Annotated in this window: 14 protein-coding genes; 10 read left to right on the forward strand and 4 right to left on the reverse strand. The window is 71.0% G+C overall.

Features of this window, described 5'->3' with window-relative positions; translation table 11 throughout:
- The 4 genes from OHT61_RS27180 to OHT61_RS27195 are packed head-to-tail and all read right to left on the reverse strand — an operon-like array spanning position 1 to position 5778.
- Complete coding sequence (locus tag OHT61_RS27180; RefSeq protein WP_329041823.1) at positions 1-861, reverse strand: 2Fe-2S iron-sulfur cluster-binding protein; 861 nt, start codon at positions 859-861, stop codon at positions 1-3.
- On the reverse strand, positions 858-2780 hold the full coding sequence (locus OHT61_RS27185; RefSeq protein WP_329041824.1) for an NAD(P)H-dependent oxidoreductase subunit E: 1923 nt from the start codon (positions 2778-2780) through the stop codon (positions 858-860). The genes OHT61_RS27180 and OHT61_RS27185 overlap by 4 nt, the downstream gene beginning before the upstream one ends.
- Entirely contained in the window at positions 2771-4738 is a 1968-nt protein-coding gene (locus OHT61_RS27190) for a molybdopterin oxidoreductase family protein (protein ID WP_329041825.1), read from the reverse strand. The genes OHT61_RS27185 and OHT61_RS27190 overlap by 10 nt, the downstream gene beginning before the upstream one ends.
- The gene (locus tag OHT61_RS27195) at positions 4735-5778 is read right to left on the reverse strand and encodes a 2-dehydropantoate 2-reductase (protein WP_329043399.1); all 1044 of its coding nucleotides are present in this window, start codon (positions 5776-5778) and stop codon (positions 4735-4737) included. Before OHT61_RS27195 ends, OHT61_RS27190 begins: the two co-directional genes overlap by 4 nt.
- Positions 5779-6001: 223 nt before the next feature.
- Between OHT61_RS27195 and OHT61_RS27200 the strand changes: the two genes are divergently transcribed.
- From OHT61_RS27200 to OHT61_RS27245, 10 genes are all read left to right on the forward strand, one after another.
- Positions 6002-6952, forward strand: a complete 951-nt coding sequence (locus OHT61_RS27200) for a beta-ketoacyl-ACP synthase III (RefSeq protein WP_329041826.1) — start codon at positions 6002-6004, stop codon at positions 6950-6952.
- 78 nt (positions 6953-7030) lie between these two features.
- Positions 7031-7708, forward strand: coding sequence for a GntR family transcriptional regulator (locus OHT61_RS27205; protein WP_329041827.1), 678 nt, complete (start codon positions 7031-7033; stop codon positions 7706-7708).
- 264 nt (positions 7709-7972) lie between these two features.
- The gene (locus OHT61_RS27210) at positions 7973-9154 is read left to right on the forward strand and encodes an ROK family transcriptional regulator (RefSeq protein WP_329041828.1); all 1182 of its coding nucleotides are present in this window, start codon (positions 7973-7975) and stop codon (positions 9152-9154) included.
- 490 nt (positions 9155-9644) lie between these two features.
- On the forward strand, positions 9645-11171 hold the full coding sequence (locus tag OHT61_RS27215; protein WP_329041830.1) for a sugar ABC transporter ATP-binding protein: 1527 nt from the start codon (positions 9645-9647) through the stop codon (positions 11169-11171).
- Positions 11168-12220 carry an ABC transporter permease gene (locus OHT61_RS27220; RefSeq protein WP_329041831.1) on the forward strand — a complete coding sequence of 351 codons (1053 nt, stop codon included), beginning with the start codon at positions 11168-11170 and terminating at the stop codon, positions 12218-12220. The genes OHT61_RS27215 and OHT61_RS27220 overlap by 4 nt, the downstream gene beginning before the upstream one ends.
- A 78-nt stretch (positions 12221-12298) precedes the next feature.
- On the forward strand, positions 12299-13336 hold the full coding sequence (locus OHT61_RS27225) for a substrate-binding domain-containing protein (protein ID WP_329041832.1): 1038 nt from the start codon (positions 12299-12301) through the stop codon (positions 13334-13336).
- A gap of 47 nt (positions 13337-13383) precedes the next feature.
- Positions 13384-14604 carry a Gfo/Idh/MocA family protein gene (locus OHT61_RS27230; protein WP_329041833.1) on the forward strand — a complete coding sequence of 407 codons (1221 nt, stop codon included), beginning with the start codon at positions 13384-13386 and terminating at the stop codon, positions 14602-14604.
- A 12-nt stretch (positions 14605-14616) separates the two neighbouring features.
- Complete coding sequence (locus OHT61_RS27235; RefSeq protein WP_329041834.1) at positions 14617-15621, forward strand: sugar phosphate isomerase/epimerase family protein; 1005 nt, start codon at positions 14617-14619, stop codon at positions 15619-15621.
- 397 nt (positions 15622-16018) lie between these two features.
- Positions 16019-19723: a ThuA domain-containing protein gene (locus OHT61_RS27240; RefSeq protein WP_329041836.1), complete on the forward strand. Its 3705-nt coding sequence runs from the start codon at positions 16019-16021 to the stop codon at positions 19721-19723.
- 94 nt (positions 19724-19817) lie between these two features.
- Positions 19818-20936 (forward strand): inositol-3-phosphate synthase, encoded by a 1119-nt coding sequence (locus OHT61_RS27245; protein ID WP_329041838.1) that lies wholly within the window; start codon positions 19818-19820, stop codon positions 20934-20936.
- The last annotated feature ends 28 nt before the right edge of the window (positions 20937-20964 follow it).

Consider the following 20964-nt stretch of genomic DNA (forward strand, 5'->3'; position numbering starts at 1 on the left):
TCAATCCCGATTCTGTACGTGTTGGAAGCCGAACCGGCCCTTGATACAGAGGTTGCCATGCGTCACCGGGTTGTCGTGCGGCGAGGTGACCTTGACGATCTCGTTGTCCTGCACGTGGAGGGTCACGTTGCAGCCCACACCGCAGTACGCGCAGACGGTCGTGGTCTGCGTCTGGGCGGGTTCGTCCCACGTCCCCGCCGCCCGCATGCCGAACTCCGTGCTGAACGAGAGGGCCCCCGTGGGGCACACCTCGATGCAGTTCCCGCAGAAGACGCAGGCCGAATCGGGGAGCGCGGCATCGTGCTCCGTGGAGATGCGTGCGTCGAAACCGCGGCCCGAGACGGCGATCGCGAAGGTGTTCTGCCACTGCTCGCCACAGGCGTCGACGCACTTGTAGCAGAGGATGCACTTGTCGTAGTCGCGGACGTACAGGTCGTTGTCGATCTTGGGCTGTTCGTCCACCCGGGCGGCGTCCTCGCCGAAGCGGTCGGGCTTCGCCTCGTACTCCTTGATCCACTCGGCGGCCCGGGGGGTCGTCGACAGGTCGGTCGAGGAGGCCAGCAGTTCCAGGACCACCTTGCGGCTGTGCTTCGCGCGCTCGGTGTCCGTACGGACCGTCATCCCTGGCTCGGCCCGCCGGGAGCAGGCGGGAGCGAGCGTGCGGGCGCCCTCCACCTCGACGACGCACACCCGGCACGCGTTCTTCGGTGTGAGCGTGTCCCCCTGGCACAGGGTCGGGATGTCGGTGCCGGCCGACCGGCAGGCGTCGAGGATCGTCGAGCCCTCGGGGACACGGCTCTCCTCGCCGTCCAGCGTGAACGAGACGAGCCGGCGCGGCGGCTGGAGCGGGACAGCGGTCACTTGTAGACCCCCAGACGGTCGATGGCGGATTCCACGGCGTTCCACGCGGTCTGGCCCAGACCGCAGATCGAGGCGTCCCGCATGGCCTGCCCCACCTCCCGCATGAGCGCGATGTCCTCGGCGGCGGCCGCGCCCGTCCGGTCCACGATCCGGTGCAGGGCCTCCTCCTGCCGCACCGTGCCCACCCGGCAGGGCACGCACTGGCCGCACGACTCGTCGCGGAAGAACTCCGCGATGCGCAGGAGCACACGGGGGAGTTCCACCGTGTCGTCCAGGACCAGGACGACACCCGAACCGAGTGTCGTCCCCGCGGCGCGCGTTCCCTCGAACGTGAGCGGGACGTCCAGTTCGTCGGGGCGCACGAAGCCGCCCGCCGCGCCGCCGAGCAGCACGGCCCGCAGGCGTTCGGGCGGCCCCGCGAGGTCGAGCAGGTCCCTGAGGTTCGCGCCGAAGGGCAGTTCGTAGACGCCGGGGCGGGCCACCTGTCCGGAGACGCAGAACAGCTTGGTCCCGGTGGACGTCTCCGTCCCCGTCGCCGCGTAGGCGGCGGCCCCGTGTTCCAGGATCGGCAGCACGTTCACGAGCGTCTCGACGTTGTTGACCGCGGTCGGCTTGCCGAAGAGGCCCTTCTCCACGGGGAAGGGCGGCTTGGAGCGCGGCTCACCGCGCTGTCCCTCGATCGAGTTGAAGATCGCGGTCTCCTCGCCGCAGATGTAGGCACCCGCTCCCCGCCGGATCTCGATGTCGAAGGCGTAGCCCTGCCCGAGCACGTCGGGGCCGAGCAGTCCCCGGGTGCGGGCGGAGGTCAGCGCGTGGGCGAGCCGTTCATGGGCGCGGGGGTACTCACCGCGCAGGTAGATGTAGCCCTGCCGGGCGCCGATGGCGTACCCGGCGACCGTCATGGCCTCGATCAGGGCGTACGGGTCGCCCTCCATCAGCACCCGGTCCTTGAAGGTGCCGGGCTCGCTCTCGTCCGCGTTGCACACCAGGTAGTGCGGGCCGTCCGCCTGCTGGGCGGTGGCCTGCCACTTGCGTCCGGTGGGGAACGCGGCACCGCCCCGGCCCACGAGCCCGGCGTCGAGTACCTCGCGGATCACTCCGGCCGGACCGAGCGCGAAGGCGCGGCGCAGGGCGGAGTAGCCGCCGGCGGCGCGGTAGTCGTCCAGGGAAGCGGGGTCCACGGTGCCGACGCGCCTGAGGAGGACGAGGGCGGGGTCCCCGGCCTGGGGCACCGCGGCGGCGGGGGAGGGCTCCGCGGGCGCGTCCAGGGGTGAGCGTGCCGCGGCGACCAGGGCGGATGCGGTGGCGGGGGCGACCACGGCGCTGTGGCGGAAGGTTTCGCCGGAGCCGGAGCCGGAGCCGGAGCCTGCGTCTGTGTTTCCGTCTGCGCCGGAAGGCTCTGCGCCGGAAGGCTCCGCGCCGGCCTGCAGGAGCAGCGCCGCCGGTGCCCGTTCGCACAGCCCCAGGCAGGGGCTCTCCTGCCAGACCGCACCCTCGGCCGGGGTGCCCGGCGGACCCAGCCGGTCGGTCAGGTCCGTGCACACGGCCGCCGATCCGCGGGCCGCGCAGGCCAGGTCCGTGCAGACGTGGAGCACCTTCGCAGGCCGGGGGCGTACCGAGAACATGGCGTAGAACGTCGCCACGCCGTAGGCCTCGGCGGGCGGCACCGTCAGCCGTCGGCAGATGTAGTTCAGCGCGCCCTCACTGATCCAGCCCACGCGGTCGTTCACCGTGTGCAGCGCCGGCAGCAGCTGGTCGCGCCGGTCCCTGGCGGCGGACGCGCCACCCTTCGCCCAGCGCAGGTCCTCGTCCGTCCGCTCGGCGCCGCCCTCCCAGCCGGACGGCGGTGGCCCCAACAGGGCGTCGACCGCCTCGCGTTCGGCGTCGGAGGGGACGGCGTCGGTGTACCTCAGGTCCATGCGGGCACCAGCTTCTCTATCCGTACGGCGGAGGCCTTGAACTCGGCGGTGCCCGCGATCGGGCAGTTCGCCTCGATGGTCAGCTGGTTCGTGTCGACCTCGTCGGGGAAGTGCATGGTCATGAACGCCAGGCCGGGGCGCAGCGCCGGGTCGATCCACACCGGAGCGGTGACGCTGCCCCGGCGTGACGAGACCCGCACCTCCTCGCCGCGCTCGACGCCGTAGGCCGCCGCGTCCTCCGGGCAGAGCTCGATGTACTCGCCACGGCGCAGCGGAGAGGCATAACTCCCGCTCTGCACACCCGTGTTGTACGAGTCGAGGCGCCGTCCCGTGGTCAGCCGCAGCGGGTAGACCTCGTCGGTGAGATCGACCGGCGGGTCGTGCTGCACCAGGCCGAACGGGGCGGCCCGGCCGCGCCGCTCCGGATCGGTCTCCCAGAGCCTCGCGTGCAGGAAGCCCGACGGCAGCTTCTCCGTGTCGGGGCACGGCCACTGGAGGCCCTGGTGCTCGGCGAGCCGCTCGTACGTCATGCCGAAGTGGTCGGGGGACAGGGAGCGCAGCTCGTTCCAGACGGTCTCGGCATCCTCGAACTTCCAGTCGTGGCCCAGGCGTCCGGCCATCGCGCAGATGATGTCGATGTCCTCGCGGGCCTCGCCCGGCGGGGTGAGCGCGGCGCGGACCCGCTGCACCCGGCGCTCGCTGTTGGTGGTGGTGCCGTCGGTCTCGGCCCAGGCGGCCGTGGCCGGCAGGACGACGTCGGCCAGTTCGGCGGTCTTCGTCAGGAAGATGTCCTGCACCACGAGGTGGTCCAGGGCCCGCAGCCGCCGGACCGCCTGGTCGCTGTCGGCCTCCGACTGCGCGGGGTTCTCCCCGATGCAGTACACCGCCCGCAGATCACCGGTCTCCATCGCCTCGAACATCTCGGTCAGCGTCTTGCCGTACCTCGGCTGGATGACGGTGTCCCAGGACAGCTCGAACTTGCGCCGTACGGGCGGGTCGAGGATGTCCTGGAAGCCGGGCAGCCGGTTGGGGATGGCTCCCATGTCGCCGCCGCCCTGCACGTTGTTCTGTCCGCGCAGGGGCTGGACCCCGGAGCCGTAGCGTCCGACATGGCCGGTGAGCAGGCTGAGGTTGATCAGCGCGCGGACGTTGTCGGTGCCGTTGTGGTGCTCGGTGATTCCCAAGGTCCAGCAGAGCTGGGCCCGTTCGGCCGTGGCATAGGCGTGGGCGAGGTCGCGGATCGCCTCGGCCGGGACCCCGGTGACCTTCTCGGCGGCGCTCAGTGTCCAGGGTTCGACGAGGGCCGCGTACTCCTCGTATCCACTGGTCGCGCGGTCGACGAAGGCGCGGTTGACCAGCCCGGCGTGGATGATCTCGCGGCCGATGGCGTGGGCCAGCGGGATGTCGGTGCCGACGTCGAGGCCGAGCCAGCTCTCCGCCCACTCGGCGGTCGAGGTGCGGCGCGGGTCGACGGCGTGCATGCGGGCCCCGTTGCGGATGCCCTTCAGCACGTGCTGGAAGAAGATCGGGTGTGCGAAGCGGGCGTTGGAGCCCCACATCACGATCAGGTCGGTGTGCTCCACCTCCTCGTAGGACGAGGTGCCTCCGCCGGAACCGAAGGCGGCGGAGAGCCCGGCCACGCTCGGCGCATGGCACGTCCGGTTGCACGAGTCCACGTTGTTCGTGCCCATCACGACCCGGGTGAACTTCTGCGCCACGTAGTTCATCTCGTTCGTGGCGCGTGCGCAGGACAGCATCGCGAAGGCATCGGGTCCGTAGGCGTCCCGGGTGCGCCGGAAGCCCTCCGCCGCCCTGGTCAGGGCCTCGTCCCAGCTCGCGCGGCGCAGCACGCCGTCATCGGAGCGGACGAGGGGGTGGGTGAGGCGTTCGTACGTCTTCGGCTGCCGGCCCCCGCGCTTTCCGCCGGGTTTCCTGCCGCCTGTGCGGTCGCTGGTCATGGTGCGCTCCCTGCTGGGGCGGAGGAGGTGGTCGCGAGGAGATCCGCGAGCGCGTGCACGGCGCGCAGCGTCGGTACGGGCGTTCCGGCCAGCTCGGCCAGCTCGACGACGGCCGCGAGCAGCACGTCGAGTTCGAGGGGTTTGCCCTTCTCCAGGTCCTGGAGGGTGGAGGTCTTGTGGTCGCCGACACGCTCGGCGCCGGCGATGCGCCGCTCCACGGAGATCTCGGGCCGGCAGCCGACGGCCGCCGCGACGTCGAGGGTCTCGCGCATCATCGACTCCACGAGCGCCCGGGTGTCCGGATGGCGGCAGATCTGGCCCATGGTGGCGCGGGCCAGCGCGCTGATCGGGTTGAAGGAGATGTTGCCGAGCAGTTTGATCCAGATGTCCTTGCGGAGATCGGGCTCCACGGGGCACTTGAGCCCGCCCGCGACCATGGCCTCGCTGAAGGCCATGCAGCGGTCCGACACCGTCAGGTCCGGTTCGCCGATGGAGAACCGGGTGCCTTCGAGGTGGCGCACGACGCCCGGAGCCTCGATCTCGGTGGCGGCGTAGACGACGCATCCGATGGCGCGTTCGGGCGGGAGGGTGGCGCTGACCGAGCCCGCCGGGTCGACGCTGTCGAGGCGCCGTCCGGTGTAGGGGCCCGCCAGGCCGTGGAAGTACCACCAGGGGATGCCGTTCTGGGCGGCTATGACCGCGGTGTCCTTGTGCATCAGCGGGTGCACGAGCGGGCCGGAGGCGGCGTACGAGTTGGCCTTCAGCCCGAGGAACACGTAGTCGACGGGGCCGACTCCCGATGGGTCGTCGGTCGCTGCGGGACGTGCGGTGAAGTCACCGCGTGGGCTGAGCACGCGCACGCCGTCGCGGCGCATGGCCGCGAGGTGCGGGCCCCGGGCGATGAGGTGGACCTCGGCGCCTGCGCGGTGGAGCGCGGCCCCGACATAGGCGCCGATGGCTCCGGCACCGACAACTGCGACTTTCACGGGGCTCTCCGTTCGGTGAGAGGACCGAGCGAGGGTGTCAAGTCGACAGAATATTGTCTACAGTATGTGATTGGAGAGGGTCAATACTCGTGACGGCGAGTGCCCGCTCCGTCCGTGATTCCGGTATGCCGACGGTGTGTCGGTGCGAGTTCCCGGTGGGCTGTTCGAGACGCTCCAACCCCGGGGCCGTAATCCTGTGGGATCACGTGCCCCTGTACCGGTCGGTAGCAACCAAGACTGGACAGTTCCTGCCAGACGTAGCGAGGGGAACCCGTACATGACCGGCTCACGTGTCGTGGCGCTCGGCCACTACCAGCCCGCCAAGGTCCTCACCAACCAGGACCTCGCGGCGATGGTCGACACCAGTGACGAGTGGATCACCAGCCGGGTCGGCATCAGGACCCGGCACGTGGGCGGCCCCGACGAGCCCGTGGACGAGCTGGCCGCGCACGCGGCGGCCAAGGCGCTGGCCGCGGCGGGGCTGCTGCCGGCGGACATCGACATGGTCCTCGTCGCCACCTCCACCGCGATCGACCGTTCGCCGAGCATGTCCGCCCGGGTCGCCGCGCGGCTGGGCCTGGGATCGCCCGCGGTGATGGACATCAACGTGGTCTGCTCCGGCTTCACCCACGCGCTCGCCACCGCCGACCACGCGATCCGGGCCGGCGCCGCCGAACGCGTCCTCGTCATCGGTGCCGACAAGATGGGCGACATCGTCGACTGGACCGACCGCTCCACCTGCGTCCTGATGGGCGACGGCGCGGGGGCCGCGGTCGTGACCGCCGACCCCGACGCGGGTGACCGGCCCGGGATCGGGCCCGTCCTGTGGGGATCCGTGCCGGAGATGGGCAACGCCGTGCGCATCGAGGGCACGCCTCCGCGGTTCGCCCAGGAGGGCCAGTCCGTCTACCGCTGGGCGACCACGCAACTGCCTCCGATCGCCCGCAAGGTCTGCGAGCGCGCCGGGGTGACGCCCGAGGAACTGGCCGCGGTGGTCCTGCACCAGGCCAACCTGAGGATCATCGAGCCCGTCGCCCGGAAGATCGGCGCCGTCAACGCTGTCATCGCCAAGGACGTCGTGGACTCGGGCAACACCTCCGCCGCCTCGATCCCGATGGCCCTGTCCAAACTGGTGGAACGGGGAGAGGTGGAGAGCGGGGCGCCGGTCCTGCTCTTCGGCTTCGGAGGCAATCTCTCGTACGCGGGTCAGGTCATCCGCTGCCCTTGATCCCCCCGCGCAGGCATTGTTCTCGGTAGACTGTAGACGATAGGCAATGGCTGCCCGGGCGCCCGGAGGGGGACCGCGATGTTGTCCGCAGGACTGCCGCAAGGAACGGTGCCGAGGCTGGAACGCCCCGGACCACTGCGCGAGCGCGTCTACGAGGCGCTCCTCGAGCTGATCACCACGCGCGCACTCAGGCCCGGCCAGCACCTCGTGGAGAGCGAACTGGCCGGGCACCTGGGCGTCTCGCGGCAGCCCGTGCGCGAGGCGCTGCAACGGCTTAACACCGAGGGCTGGGTCGATCTGCGTCCCGCGCAGGGGGCGTTCGTCCACGAGCCCACCGAGGAGGAGGCCGACCAGCTCCTCTCGGTGCGTACGCTGCTGGAAGCCGAGGCCGCCAGGCTCGCCGCCGCCCACTCCGGGCGTCCCGGCATCGAGGCCCTGGAGGAGCTCTGCTCCCAGGGCGAGCGCGCCGTCGCCGCCGACGACGTGGACCTCGCCGTCGCCACGAACGCCGCGTTCCACGCGAAGGTCATGGAACTGGCGGGCAACGTCGTCCTGTCCGAGCTCGCGGCGCAGGTGGACCGCCGCGTCCGCTGGTACTACACGCCGGTGGCCCGCCAGCGCGGCACCCAGTCCTGGATCGAGCACCGCGCCCTCATCGCCGCGATCGCCGACCGGGACGAACAGCGGGCGACCGAGGTCATGCGGGCCCACACCGAGCACACCCGGCAGACCTATCACCGCCGCGAGCAGGCCTGACCGCAGCGCTCACCGCACGTCGGCGAAGGCCGGGGCCCCTAGCCCCGGCCTTCGTCGCGTGGTGTGCCCCGGGCCGTCCTCGTCCGCGCGGAAACGGCCGGTTCGCGTGGGCCGGACCCTTCGCGGCCGCATCTTTGTCCTGAGTGTGGAGAAAGTTGGAGCTGATTCGTGCGCAACTTCTTCCCACTCGGGTAAACCGCTGCTACGTTCCCCTCGAAAGCCCGACGGACTGGCCGATGTGGCGGGGAGGGACGCGTGAGACGTATGACGGCACGACCCGCGAACACGCACCAGGCGCGGCTGCTCCGGCTGTTGCGGGACGGGGGTCCCAACTCCCGTGCACAGCTGGGTGACCAGGTCGACCTCTCGCGCTCCAAGCTCGCGGTCGAGGTGGACCGGCTCCTGGAGACCGGGCTCGTCGTGGCCGACGGACTCGCCGCCTCGCGCGGCGGACGCCGATCCCACAACATCAGGCTCGCCCCCGAACTGCGCTTCCTCGGGGTCGACATCGGCGCGACGTCCGTGGACGTCGCCGTCACCAACGCGGAGCTGGAGGTCCTCGGACACCTCAACCACCCGATGGACGTACGCGAGGGTCCCGTCGCCATCTTCGAGCAGGTGCTGTCCATGGCCGCCAAGCTCCGGGCCTCCGGGCTCGCCGAGGGGTTCGACGGCGCCGGCATCGGAGTGCCCGGACCGGTCCGCTTCCCCGAAGGTGTGCCGGTCGCACCGCCGATCATGCCGGGCTGGGACGGTTTCCCGGTCCGCGAGGCGCTGAGCCAGGAACTCGGCTGCCCCGTCATGGTCGACAACGACGTGAACCTGATGGCGATGGGGGAGCAGCACGCGGGTGTGGCCCGTTCCGTGGCCGACTTCCTGTGCATCAAGATCGGCACGGGTATCGGCTGCGGCATCGTCGTGGGCGGCGAGGTCTACCGCGGCACGACGGGCAGCGCCGGGGACATCGGCCACATCCAGGTGGAACCCGACGGGCGCGCCTGCGCCTGCGGCAACCGCGGCTGTCTGGAAGCCCACTTCAGCGGCGCGGCCCTGGCCCGTGACGCCGAGGACGCGGCCCGCGCCGGACTGTCCGCCGAGCTGGCGGCCCGTCTGGACTCGGCCGGCAGGCTCACGGCCGTCGACGTGGCGGCCGCCGCCGCGGCGGGCGATCCCACCGCGCTCGACCTGATCCGCGAGGGCGGCAACCGGGTCGGCCAGGTCATCGCGGGACTCGTCAGCTTCTTCAATCCCGGCCTCGTCGTGATCGGCGGCGGGGTGACCGGCCTCGGCCACAACCTCCTGGCCAGCGTCCGCACCCAGGTCTACCGGCAGTCCCTGCCGCTGGCCACCGGCAACCTCCCCATCGTTCTCGGTGAACTGGGGCCCGTGGCCGGGGTGACCGGCGCGGCCAGGCTCATCAGCGACCACCTGTTCTCTCCGGCCTGATGCCGGAGCCGGTGTGCTGGAAGGCAGACGTCCAGCGGCCACCGCAGTAGCAGCCCGGCCGGAGCCGGGTCCGCACCGCCCGCACGACCCGAACGGCAGTGGCCGACCCGGCCACGCACGGCCCGCACCACGTACGGCGCTCACCTCGCACGGCCCGCACCACGTACGGCGCTCACCACGAGCGCGGTTCGCACCAGGCGCGGTACGCACCACCAGTACCACCAGTACCACCAGTACCACCGGCACCAGGCGCGGCACGCACCACAAGTACCGCCCGCACCACCGGCACCACGCACGGCCCGCACCACCGGCACCACGCACGGCCCGCACCACCGGCACCACGCACGGCAGCACGGCACGCCCGCACCACGCAGCTACTCCCGTCAGCAGTACGGCACCGCCGGCACTGCGCCCCTGCCCGCTCACCGGCCCTCCCCGGGCGCTCGGCTCGTCCGAGCAGGGGAGACCCCATTCGCCGAGGGGAATCGTCATGGCACCAGAACCACCCCTGCTCACCATGTCCGGCATCACCAAGTCGTTCCCCGGAGTCCGCGCCCTCGACGGCGTCGACCTCAAGGTCCAGGCCGGCGAAGTCCACTGCCTCCTCGGCCAGAACGGTGCCGGAAAGTCCACCCTGATCAAGGTGCTGGCCGGGGCCCACCAGCCCGACGACGGCGCGATCACCTGGAGCGGTGAGCCGGTCCAGCTCTCCTCGCCGATCACCGCGATGCGCCTGGGCATCGCCACCATCTACCAGGAACTCGACCTGGTCGAGGGGCTGTCGGTCGCCGAGAACGTCTTCCTCGGCCACGAGCCCACCAGCGCCGGCTTCGTCGTCCGCACCCGTGAGGGCCGCACCATGGCGGCCGCGCTCCTGAAGCGGCTCGGGCACCCGGAGATCGACCCGGCCCGCGCGGTCGGCGATCTCTCGGCGGCACACCAGCAGATCGTCTCCATGGCCCGGGCGCTCTCCCACGACGTACGCCTCATCGTGATGGACGAGCCGTCCGCTGCGCTCGACCCCGACGAGGTCGACAACCTCTTCCGCATCGTCGACAGCCTCACCGCCGAAGGCGTGGCCGTCGTGTACATCTCCCACCGGCTGGAGGAGATCCGCCGCATCGGGGACCGCGTGACCGTGCTCAAGGACGGCAGGGCCGTCGCCGTCGGCCTCCCGGCCAAATCCACCCCCACGCGCGACATCGTTGCCATGATGACCGGCCGCAATCTGGAGTACGTCTTCCCCGAGCGGCCTGCGCCCGGCACCGCGCACACTGCCGACGATCCCGTCCTGAAGGTCGAAGGCCTCAGCCGCGAGGGCGAGTTCGAACCGGTGGACCTGGAGCTGCGGCCCGGCGAGATCGTCGGTCTGGCCGGGCTCGTGGGCTCGGGGCGCTCCGAGATCCTGGAGACCGTCTACGGCGCCCGCAAGCCGTCCTCGGGCCGGGTCCTGGTCTCCGGCACGCCGCTGCGGCCCGGCAGCGTACGGGCCGCGGTGGCGGCGGGCATCGGCCTGGCGCCCGAGGAACGCAAGGCCCAGGCCCTGCTGCTGACCGAATCGGTCACCCGCAACGTCTCCGTCTCCTCGCTCTCCCGCTTCGCCCGCGTCGGCTGGATCGACCGGGGCGAGGAGCGCAAGGCGGCGAGGGCGGCGACCCGGGAACTCTCCCTGCGGCCGGACAACCCCGACGCGGCGGTGCGCACCCTGTCGGGCGGCAACCAGCAGAAGGCGGTACTCGCCCGGTGGCTGCTCCGCGGGTGCAAGGTCCTGCTGCTCGACGAACCGACCCGCGGCGTCGACGTCGGCGCTCGCGCCGAGCTCTACGCCGTGATCCGCCGGCTGGCCGACGAAGGCCTCGCCGTTCTGCTCGTCTCCAGCGAAGTGCCCGAAGTGCTGGGCCTCGCCGACCGGGTGCTGGTGCTCCGGGAGGGCCGTGTCGTACACACGGCCGATGCCAGGGAGCTCGACGAGCACCGTGTACTCGACCTCGTCATGGAAGGGAGCCCGACGTCATGACACAGCCCGCACCGTCGGCGCAGCACCACGGGCCGGAGAAGGGGGCCGTCGCCGGTCCCGCGACCGCGCCGCCCTCGAAGCGGGGCGGTGGCCTGCGCGCACTCGGCCTGCGCGCCGATGTCCGGAACCTGTCACTGCTCGGCGTCCTCGCCGTACTCATCGCCGTCGGCGGTTTCACCGAACCGGACGCGTTCCTGGACACCGGGAACCTCCAGCTGATCCTGACGCAGTCGTCCGTCATCGGGGTCGTCACCGTCGGCGTCACCTTCGTGATCATCAGTGGGGGCATCGACCTGTCGGTCGGCGCGATGGTGGCCCTCGCCTCCGTCTGGGCGACGACACTCGCCACCCAGGAGTACGGCTTCGTCGGCATCCTGTTCACAGCCGTGGTCGTCGGACTAGCCGCCGGTCTGGTCAACGGACTGCTGATCGCCTACGGTCGCCTGGTCCCGTTCATCGCGACGCTCGCCATGCTCGCCTCGGCGCGCGGCCTGGCCCTGCTGCTCACCGATGGCAAGACGCAGATCGTCACCGTCCAGTCGGTGCTGGACCTGGGGCTTCCCAAAACCTACGTCCTGGGTATCCCGCCCCTGGTCCTCATCTTCGCCGCGGTGATCGTGGCGGGCTGGCTGATCCTGAACCGGACGACGTTCGGACGCCGCACGGTCGCCGTCGGCGGCAACGCGGAAGCGGCACGGCTCGCCGGCATCGACGTACGCCGCCAGCGCCTCTACCTCTACCTGATGTCCGGCCTGTGCTGCGGCATCGCCGCATTCATGCTGGTGATCCTGTCCGGATCGGGCCAGAACACCAACGGCAATCTCTACGAGCTCGACGCCATCGCCGCCGCGATCATCGGCGGCACCCTCCTGAGCGGCGGCCGGGGCACCATCGTCGGATCGGTGCTCGGGGTCCTGGTGTTCACCACGATCACCAACATCTTCGCGCTCAACAACCTGCAGAGCGACGTCCAGCAGATCGCCAAGGGCGCCATCATCGTCGCCGCCGTCCTCGTCCAGAGCCGGACCCTGCGCGGCGGCGAGACCTGAGCACGTCTCTCATGACAGAGCACTGATCACCCACCTGCTGTTCCGTACACACCGCACCGGATGAAGGGTTCGACAGCCATGCCAGAAACCAGCCGCAGAGGACTGCTCTTCGGCACCGCGGCCGTCTCCGCGGGAGCCTTCCTCACCGCCTGCACCAGCAACGAGCCCAAGGAGAAGGCGGTCGCCCAGAGCAACCAGCCCGCCGCCGACGACAAGCCGGGGACACCCGTCACCATCGGCTTCGCCGGCCCTCAGGCCGACCACGGGTGGCTCAACGCCATCAACGTCAACGCCAAGTCGCGGGCCGAGAAGTACTCCGAGGTGACCCTGGAGATCACCGAGGGCTCCAACGACACGGCCACCCAGATCGGCCAGGTCAAGACCCTCATCAACAAGAAGGTCGACGTCCTCGTCGTCCTCCCCGCCGACGGCAAGGCCCTCACCCAGGTCGGCCTGGAGGCCATGAAGGCGGGTATCCCCGTCGTCAACCTCGACCGCATCTTCGCCTCGCCGCAGGCCTACCGCTGCTGGGTCGGCGGAGACAACTACGGCATGGGCCTCAACGCCGGCCACTACATCGGCGAACAGCTCAAGGACAAGCAGGGCGCCAAGGTCGTCGAGCTCGCGGGCATCGACGCCCTGGAGCTCACCAAGCAGCGCAGCCAGGGCTTCGCCGACGCCCTCAAGAACTACCCCAACGTGAAGCTGGTGGCCCGTCAGGCGGCCGATTTCACCGTGGAGTCGGGCCAGGCGAAGATGGCGCAGCTGCTGCAGGCGCAGAAGAAGTTCGACGCCCTCTGGAACCACGACGACGACCAGGGCGTGGGCGCGCTGCGAGCCATCCAGCAGGCCGGCCGCGACGAGTTCATCATGGTCGGCGGCGCCGGCGCCAAGTCCGCGATGGACGCGATCAAGGCCGACAACAGCGTCCTGAAGGCCACCGTGCTCTACCCGCCGACCATGGCCGCCTCCGCGATCGACCTGGCCCGTGCGCTCGGCCAGAACAAGGGTGTCGCCGGCCTCTCCGAGATGGAGATCCCGACCTCGCTCACGCTGTACTCCGCCGTGGTCACGAAGGAGAACATCGACCAGTACCTGCCGACGGGCTTCAGCTGATCCCGCACCACCGCCGCCACCGAACCACCGACGAGGAGGAAGTCCGCATGGCCCGTAGGGAAGAGACGGAGCAGGAGACCGGAGCGCCGCCACCGACGGCGACGCTCGGGGTCGGCATGGTCGGATACGCGTTCATGGGGGCCGCCCACTCGCAGGGGTGGCGCACCGCGGGACACGTCTTCGACCTGCCGGTGAGACCGGCTCTCGCCGCGATCTGCGGACGCGACCGTACGGCCGTCGAGGCCGCCGCCGCCCGGCACGGCTGGGCGGCGGCGGAGACCGACTGGCGTGCGCTCATCGCCCGGGACGACGTGCAGCTGGTCGACATCTGCACACCCGGCGACAGCCATGCGGAGATCGCCATCGCCGCGCTCGAGGCGGGCAAGCACGTGCTCTGCGAGAAGCCGCTCGCCAACACGGTCGCCGAGGCGGAGGCCATGGTCGAGGCCGCCGAACGCGCCGCAGCGCGCGGCCAGGTGGCGATCGTGGGCTTCAACTACCGCAAGGTCCCCGCCCTCACTTTCGCCCGCAGGATGATCGAGGAGGGAAGGCTGGGCGCCCTGCGGCACGTCCGGGCCACCTATCTCCAGGACTGGCTCGTCGACCCCGAGTCGCCGCTGACCTGGCGGCTCAAGCGTGAGCACGCCGGGTCCGGCGCGCTGGGCGACCTCGGGGCGCACATCGTCGACCTCGCGCAGTACCTCGCCGGTGAGCCGCTGGTCGGGGTGTCGGCGATGAGTGAGACGTTCGTCCGCGAGCGGCCCGTGCTCGCGGGTCCGGGCGCCGGGCTCTCCGGATCCGCCGACCGTGCCGTGCGCGGGACGGTCACCGTCGACGACGCGGCCCTGTTCACCGGCCGTCTCGCGTCCGGCGCCCTGGCCTCCTTCGAGGCGACCCGGATGGCGGCCGGGCGCAAGAACGCGCTGCGGCTCGAGATCAACGGCGAGCTGGGGTCGATCGCCTTCGACCTCGAACGCCTCAACGAGCTCTCCTTCCACGACCACACCGAGCCGGCCACCACGGCCGGCTTCCGGCGGATCCTCGTCACGGAGCCCCAGCACCCCTACCTGGAGGCGTGGTGGCCGCCGGGCCACGGCCTCGGCTACGAGCACACCTTCGTCCACCAGGCCAGGGACGTGGTGCGCACCATCGCCGAAGGACGGCCGCCCGTACCGTCGTTCGCCGACGGACTCCAGGTGCAGCGGGTGCTCGCCGCGGTCGAGGAGAGCGCCGCCAAGAACTCCGTATACACCCCGGTGCCCTTCTAGGAGGTCGCGCGCATGCCCCGTCCCTTCACACTCTTCACCGGCCAGTGGGCCGACCTGCCCCTGGAGGAGGTCTGCCGGCACGCCCGTGACTTCGGCTACGACGGCCTCGAACTCGCCTGTTGGGGCGACCATTTCGAGGTCGACAAGGCCCTTGCGGACCCCGGCTACCTCGACGGGCGGCGGCAGCTGCTCGACAAGTACGGCCTCAAGTGCTGGGCGATCTCGAACCACCTGGTCGGCCAGGCCGTCTGCGACAACCCGATCGACGAGCGCCACCAGGGCATCCTGCCCTCCCGCATCTGGGGGGACGGGGAGCCCGAGGGCGTACGCCGCCGGGCCGCGAAGGAGATCGCGGACACCGCCAGGGCCGCCGCCGCGTTCGGCGTCGACACCGTGATCGGCTTCACGGGTTCCTCCATCTGGCACCTGGTCGCGATGTTCCCGCCGGTGCCCCCGCACATGATCGAGCGGGGTTACGAGGACTTCGCGGAGCGCTGGAACCCGATCCTGGACGTCTTCGACGCCGAGGGCGTGCGCTTCGCCCACGAGGTGCACCCCAGCGAGATCGCGTACGACTACTGGACCACCCACCGGGCCCTGGAGGCCGTGGGGCACCGGCCGGCGTTCGGGCTGAACTTCGACCCGAGCCACTTCGTCTGGCAGGACCTCGACCCCGTCGGCTTCCTCTACGACTTCCGGGACCGCATCTACCACGTGGACTGCAAAGAGGCGCGCAAGCGGCTCGACGGCCGCAACGGACGCCTCGGCTCGCACCTGCCCTGGGGCGACCCGCGGCGCGGCTGGGACTTCGTCTCCGCCGGACACGGCGACGTGCCCTGGGAGGACGTCTTCCGGATGATGCGGTCCATCGGCTACGAGGGCCCGGTCTCCGTGGAGTGGGAGGACGCCGGCATGGACCGGCTGACGGGTGCGCCCGAGGCGCTGGCGTCGCTGAAGCGCTTCGACTTCGACCCGCCCAGCGCGTCCTTCGACGCCGCGTTCGGAGGCGGCGACTGAGACCGGGCGGGGCCCTCGCGCACCCGCGGAGGGCCCCGCCCGCAGCTCCCGCCCGCCGGCGGGGTGTGCCCACGCCCCGCCGGCCGCGCCTGCGTGTCCGTCCCCTCCGGCCCGTCGGGCCCGGGCCGGTTAAGCCCCCCCCCGGCGGCCGGCTCAGGAGGCCGGGGGGCGGTTCGGCATGCCCGGAACCAGCTTTGTCCTTCCGTGGGAAAAAGTTCAACGATGCAGCTGCGCAAGGGCTTTCCGTACGGGACGAACGCGGCTACGGTCCCATGCGTGTACACCACATGACTCGCGTCACCGGGGTCTCACGGCTCCGGTGACGGGCGCGGCAGTCCCCGCGCGGAACGGCAGAAACGCACCCGCCCGAACAACCGGCACACTCCGGAGGACGCACGTGCACAGAAGCAGCAGACGGCTCCGCGCCCGAAAAACACTCGCACTCCTCACCGGCGGCCTGCTCGCCGCCGCCACCCTCTCCCTGGGCTCCTCGCCCGCCACCGCCGACGCCCCCGGGGTGTCGGCCGCGCAGGACGCCGCCGAGGACTTCCAGCAGGTCACCCTCGCCAAGGGGGCGGCCGAGACAGGCGAACCCATGACGCTGGCGGTCCTCCCCGACCGCAGCGTGCTGCACACGTCGCGCGGCGGCGAGCTGCGCATCACCGACAGCGCCGGCAACACCCGCATCTCCGGCGTCATCCCCGTCTACTCGCACGACGAGGAAGGCCTCCAGGGAGTCGGGATCGACCCCGACTTCGAGCACAACCGCGCGATCTACCTCTACTACGCGCCGCCGCTGGACACCCCCGCCGGCGACGCCCCGGAGAACGGCACCGCTGCGGACTTCGCGAAGTTCGAGGGGGTCAACCGCCTCTCCCGCTTCGTCCTCAAGGAGGACGGCACCCTCGACAACGCCAGCGAGAAGAAGGTCCTCGACATCCCGACCACCCGCGGCATGTGCTGCCACGTCGGCGGGGACATCGACTTCGACGCGCAGGGCAACCTCTACATCTCGACGGGCGACGACTCCAACCCGTTCGCGTCCGACGGCTTCTCGCCGCTGGACGACCGGGCCGACCGCAACCCCGCGTTCGACGCCCGCCGCACCGCCGGCAACACCAACGACCTCCGCGGCAAGATCCTGCGCATCAAGGTGGCGGCCGACGGCTCGTACACCGTCCCTGAGGGCAACCTCTTCGCCCCGGGCACGGACAAGACCCGCCCCGAGATCTACGCGATGGGCTTCCGCAACCCCTTCCGCTTCAGCGTCGACAAGGCCACCGGCGTCCTGTACGTCGGCGACTACGGTCCCGACGCCGGCGCGGCCGACCCGAACCGCGGACCCGCGGGCCAGGTCGAGTTCGCCCGTGTGACGAAGCCCGGCAACTTCGGCTGGCCCTTCTGCACCGGCGACAACCAGGCCTTCAACGACTACGACTTCGCCACGAAGACCTCCGGCCCGCGCTTCGACTGCGCCGCCCCGAAGAACGACTCGCGCCACAACACCGGCCTCGTGGACCTCCCGCCGTCCCAGGCCGCCTGGATCCCGTACGACGGCGCGTCCGTACCCGAGTTCGGCACCGGCTCCGAGTCCCCGATGGGCGGCCCCGTCTACCACTACGACGCCGGCCTCGACTCGCCGGTGAAGTTCCCGGAGGCCTACGACGGCGACTTCTTCGCCGGGGAGTTCGGCCGCCAGTGGATCAAGCGCGTCGAGCAGGACGGCGACGGAGCCGTGAAGTCCATCAACGACGTCCCGTGGACCGGGACCCAGGTGATGGACATGGCCTTCGGCCCCGACGGGGCGCTCTACGTCCTGGACTACGGCCTCTCCTGGTTCGGCGGCGACGAGCACTCGGCGCTCTACCGCATCGAGAACGCCACCGGCGGCCGCTCACCCATAGCCGAGGCGTCGTCGAACAAGACGTCCGGTGTCGCGCCGCTCAAGGTGAAGTTCTCGTCCGCCGGCACGACCGACGGTGACGGAGACGCCCTGACCTACGCGTGGGACTTCGGCGACGGCGGCAAGTCCACCGCGGCCGACCCGACCTACACGTACAAGAAGAACGGCACCTACACGGCCACCGTCACCGCCAAGGACCCGACGGGCCGCACCGGCTCGGCCAGCGTCCACGTGACCGTCGGCAACACCGCGCCCACCGTCGTGCTGAACGCCCCGCTCGACGGCAAGCCGTTCACCTTCGGCGACAAGGTGCCCTTCAAGGTGACCGTCACCGACCCGGAGGACGGGACCATCGACTGCAGCAAGGTCGAGGTCAAGTTCACCCTCGGACACGACAGCCACGGCCACGACATCACCACCGAGCACGGCTGCGAAGGCACCATCACCACCGCCATGGAGGGCGGCCACGACCCCAACGCCAACATCTACGGCGGCATCTCCGCGTCCTACACGGACGGCGGGGGCGGCGGCCAGGCCGCACTGTCCGGCCATGACCAGGCGAAGCTCCAGCCCCGCCACCGCCAGGCCGAGCACTTCGACCGGTCCTCCGGCATCACCACACCCAGCAAGACCAGCGCGCACGGCGGCAGGACCGTCGGCGACATCGACAACGGCGACTGGATCTCCTTCAGCCCGTACATCCTCGACGGCTCCACCAAGCTCACCGCCCGTACGTCCTCGGCGGGTGCCGGCGGCTTCCTCGAGGTACGGGCCGGATCGCCCACCGGCACGATCCTCGGCTCCGCACCGGTCCCCGTGACCGGCAGCTGGGACTCGTTCCAGGACATCGACGTGCCGCTGCGCGGCGCGCCGAAGAAGGCCACGGAACTCTTCCTCGTCTTCAAGGGCGGCACCGGGGCGCTCTACGACGTGGACGACTTCGAGCTGTCGGACAGCCCCGTGGACAAGACCGCCAAGCGCGTCCTCGTCTTCTCCAAGACCGGCGGCTTCCGCCACGACTCGATCCCCACCGGCGTCGCCGCCCTGAAGGAACTCGGCAAGGACACCAACATCACGGTCGACTCCACGGAGGAGGCCGGCCAGTTCACCACCAGCAACCTGGCGCGCTACGACGCCGTCGTCTTCCTGTCGACGACCGGTGACGTCCTCAACGCCGACCAGCAGAAGGCCTTCGAGAACTTCGTGGCCACCGGCGGCGGCTACATGGGGGTCCACGCGGCCGCCGACACCGAGTACGACTGGAAGTTCTACGGCGGCCTCGTCGGGGCGTACTTCTCCTCGCACCCGCAGATCCAGCCGGCGACCGTGCGGGTGGAGAACCACGACCACCCGGCGACCGCGCACCTGGACGACGCCTGGGACCGTACCGACGAGTGGTACAACTACCGCACCGACCCGCGGGACAAGGCCCAGGTCCTCGCCACGCTGGACGAGACCAGCTACACCGGCGGCACCATGAAGGGCGACCACCCGATCGCCTGGTGCCAGGCCTACGAGGGCGGCCGCTCCTTCTACACCGGCCTCGGCCACACCAAGGAGTCCTACGCCGAACCCGCCTTCCGCCAGCACCTGCTGGGCGGGCTCCGCTACGCCTCCGGCCAGGTCAAGGCCAACTGCAAGCCGGACACCGGCTACCGGTCGATCTTCAACGGCAAGACGCTCGAAGGCTGGAAGCAGGCCGGTCCCGGCACGTTCACCGTCGCCGACGGCGAACTGCGCTCCGAGGGCGGCATGGGTCTGCTGACCTACCAGGCCAAGGAGCTGAAGTCCTACTCGCTGAAGCTCGACTGGAAGATGGAGGGCGACGACAACTCCGGTGTGTTCGTCGGCTTCCCGGCGTCGGACGACCCGTGGTCCGCGGTGGACAACGGCTACGAGGTCCAGATCGACGCCACCGACGCGGCGGACCGCACGACCGGGGCCGTCTACACCTTCAAGTCGGCCGATCTCAAGGCCCGTGACCGGGTCCTGCGACCGCCCGGCCAGTGGAACAGCTACGAGATCAAGGTCCAGGGCGAACGCCTCCAGGTGTTCCTCAACGGTGTGAAGATCAACGACTTCACCAACACCGTGCCCGCCCGCAGTCTGAAGGACGGCTTCATCGGTCTCCAGAACCACGGGGCCGACGACCAGGTGTCCTTCCGTGACATCCAGCTGAAGGAACTGCCCTCGACGTAGGGCAGCCACCTCCTGCGCCGACGGTGGGCGGGGACGCCCCCGGCTCCCCGCCCACCGTCCACCACCCCTCTACATCCCCCCAGGGAGGCAGCCCGTGACCGTACATGCCGTTCGTACCGGAGTCTGGTTCATCGGAGCCCGCGGCTCGGTGGCCACCACCGCGACCGCCGGATGCGCGGCCATCGCGGCCGGCCTCCACCCGCCGACCGGCATGGTCACCGAGACACCGCCCTTCACGGACATCGGGCTGCCACCCCTGACGTCGCTCGTCTTCGGCGGCCACGACACCCTCGACTGCCCGCTGCCCAAGCGGGCCGAGGCCCTCGCGGCGGGCGGAGTCCTCCCGCACGGGCTGCCCTCGGCGGTCGGGGCCGAACTCGCCCGCGCTGACGCGGAGATTCGCCCCGGCGGACCCCTCGCCGGTGACACGCGGACCGACGAGCAGCTCATCACCGCCTTCGCCGCGGACCTCGAGGACTTCGCACGCCGCAACGAACTGGCCCGCACCGTCGTCATCAACGTCGCGTCGACGGAGCCCGCACCCGCCGAGGACGACGACCGGCTCCCCGCCAGCTCCCTCTACGCGGCCGCCGCCCTCAGGGCCGGCTGCGCGTACGCCAACTTCACCCCCTCCACGGGGCTGCGCAGCCCCCGCCTGCGGGACGCGGTCGAAGCCTGCGGACTTCCCCACGCCGGACGCGACGGCAAGACGGGGCAGACCCTGCTCCGCTCCGTGCTCGCCCCGATGTTCGTCCAGCGTGCGCTGCCGGTGCGGGCCTGGTCGGGCACGAACCTGCTGGGCGGCGGCGACGGAGCGGCCCTGGCCGACCCCGCCGCGGCGGCCGCCAAGAACGCGGGCAAGGAGCGCGTGCTCGCCGACACCCTCGGGGCCGCCCCCGAGGGCGAGGTCCACATCGACGACGTTCCGGCCATGGGCGACTGGAAGACCGCGTGGGACCACATCGCCTTCGACGGCTTCCTCGGCTCGCGGATGATCCTCCAGACGATCTGGCAGGGCTGCGACTCGGCGCTGGCCGCGCCCCTGATCCTGGACCTGGCCCGGCTGCTCGCCCGCTCCCACGAGGCCGGCCTGACCGGCCCGCTCGCCGAACTGGGCTTCTACTTCAAGGACCCCGACGGCGGACCGGCCGCGCTGTCCGAGCAGTACGCCACTCTGCTGGCCTTCGCGGGCCGTCTGCGAGCCGGCCGGTGAGGCCGCTCCGGCCGGCCGCCGAGACGGC

It is taken from the genome of Streptomyces sp. NBC_00178, from assembly GCF_036206005.1.
Classification (GTDB): Bacteria; Actinomycetota; Actinomycetes; order Streptomycetales; family Streptomycetaceae; genus Streptomyces.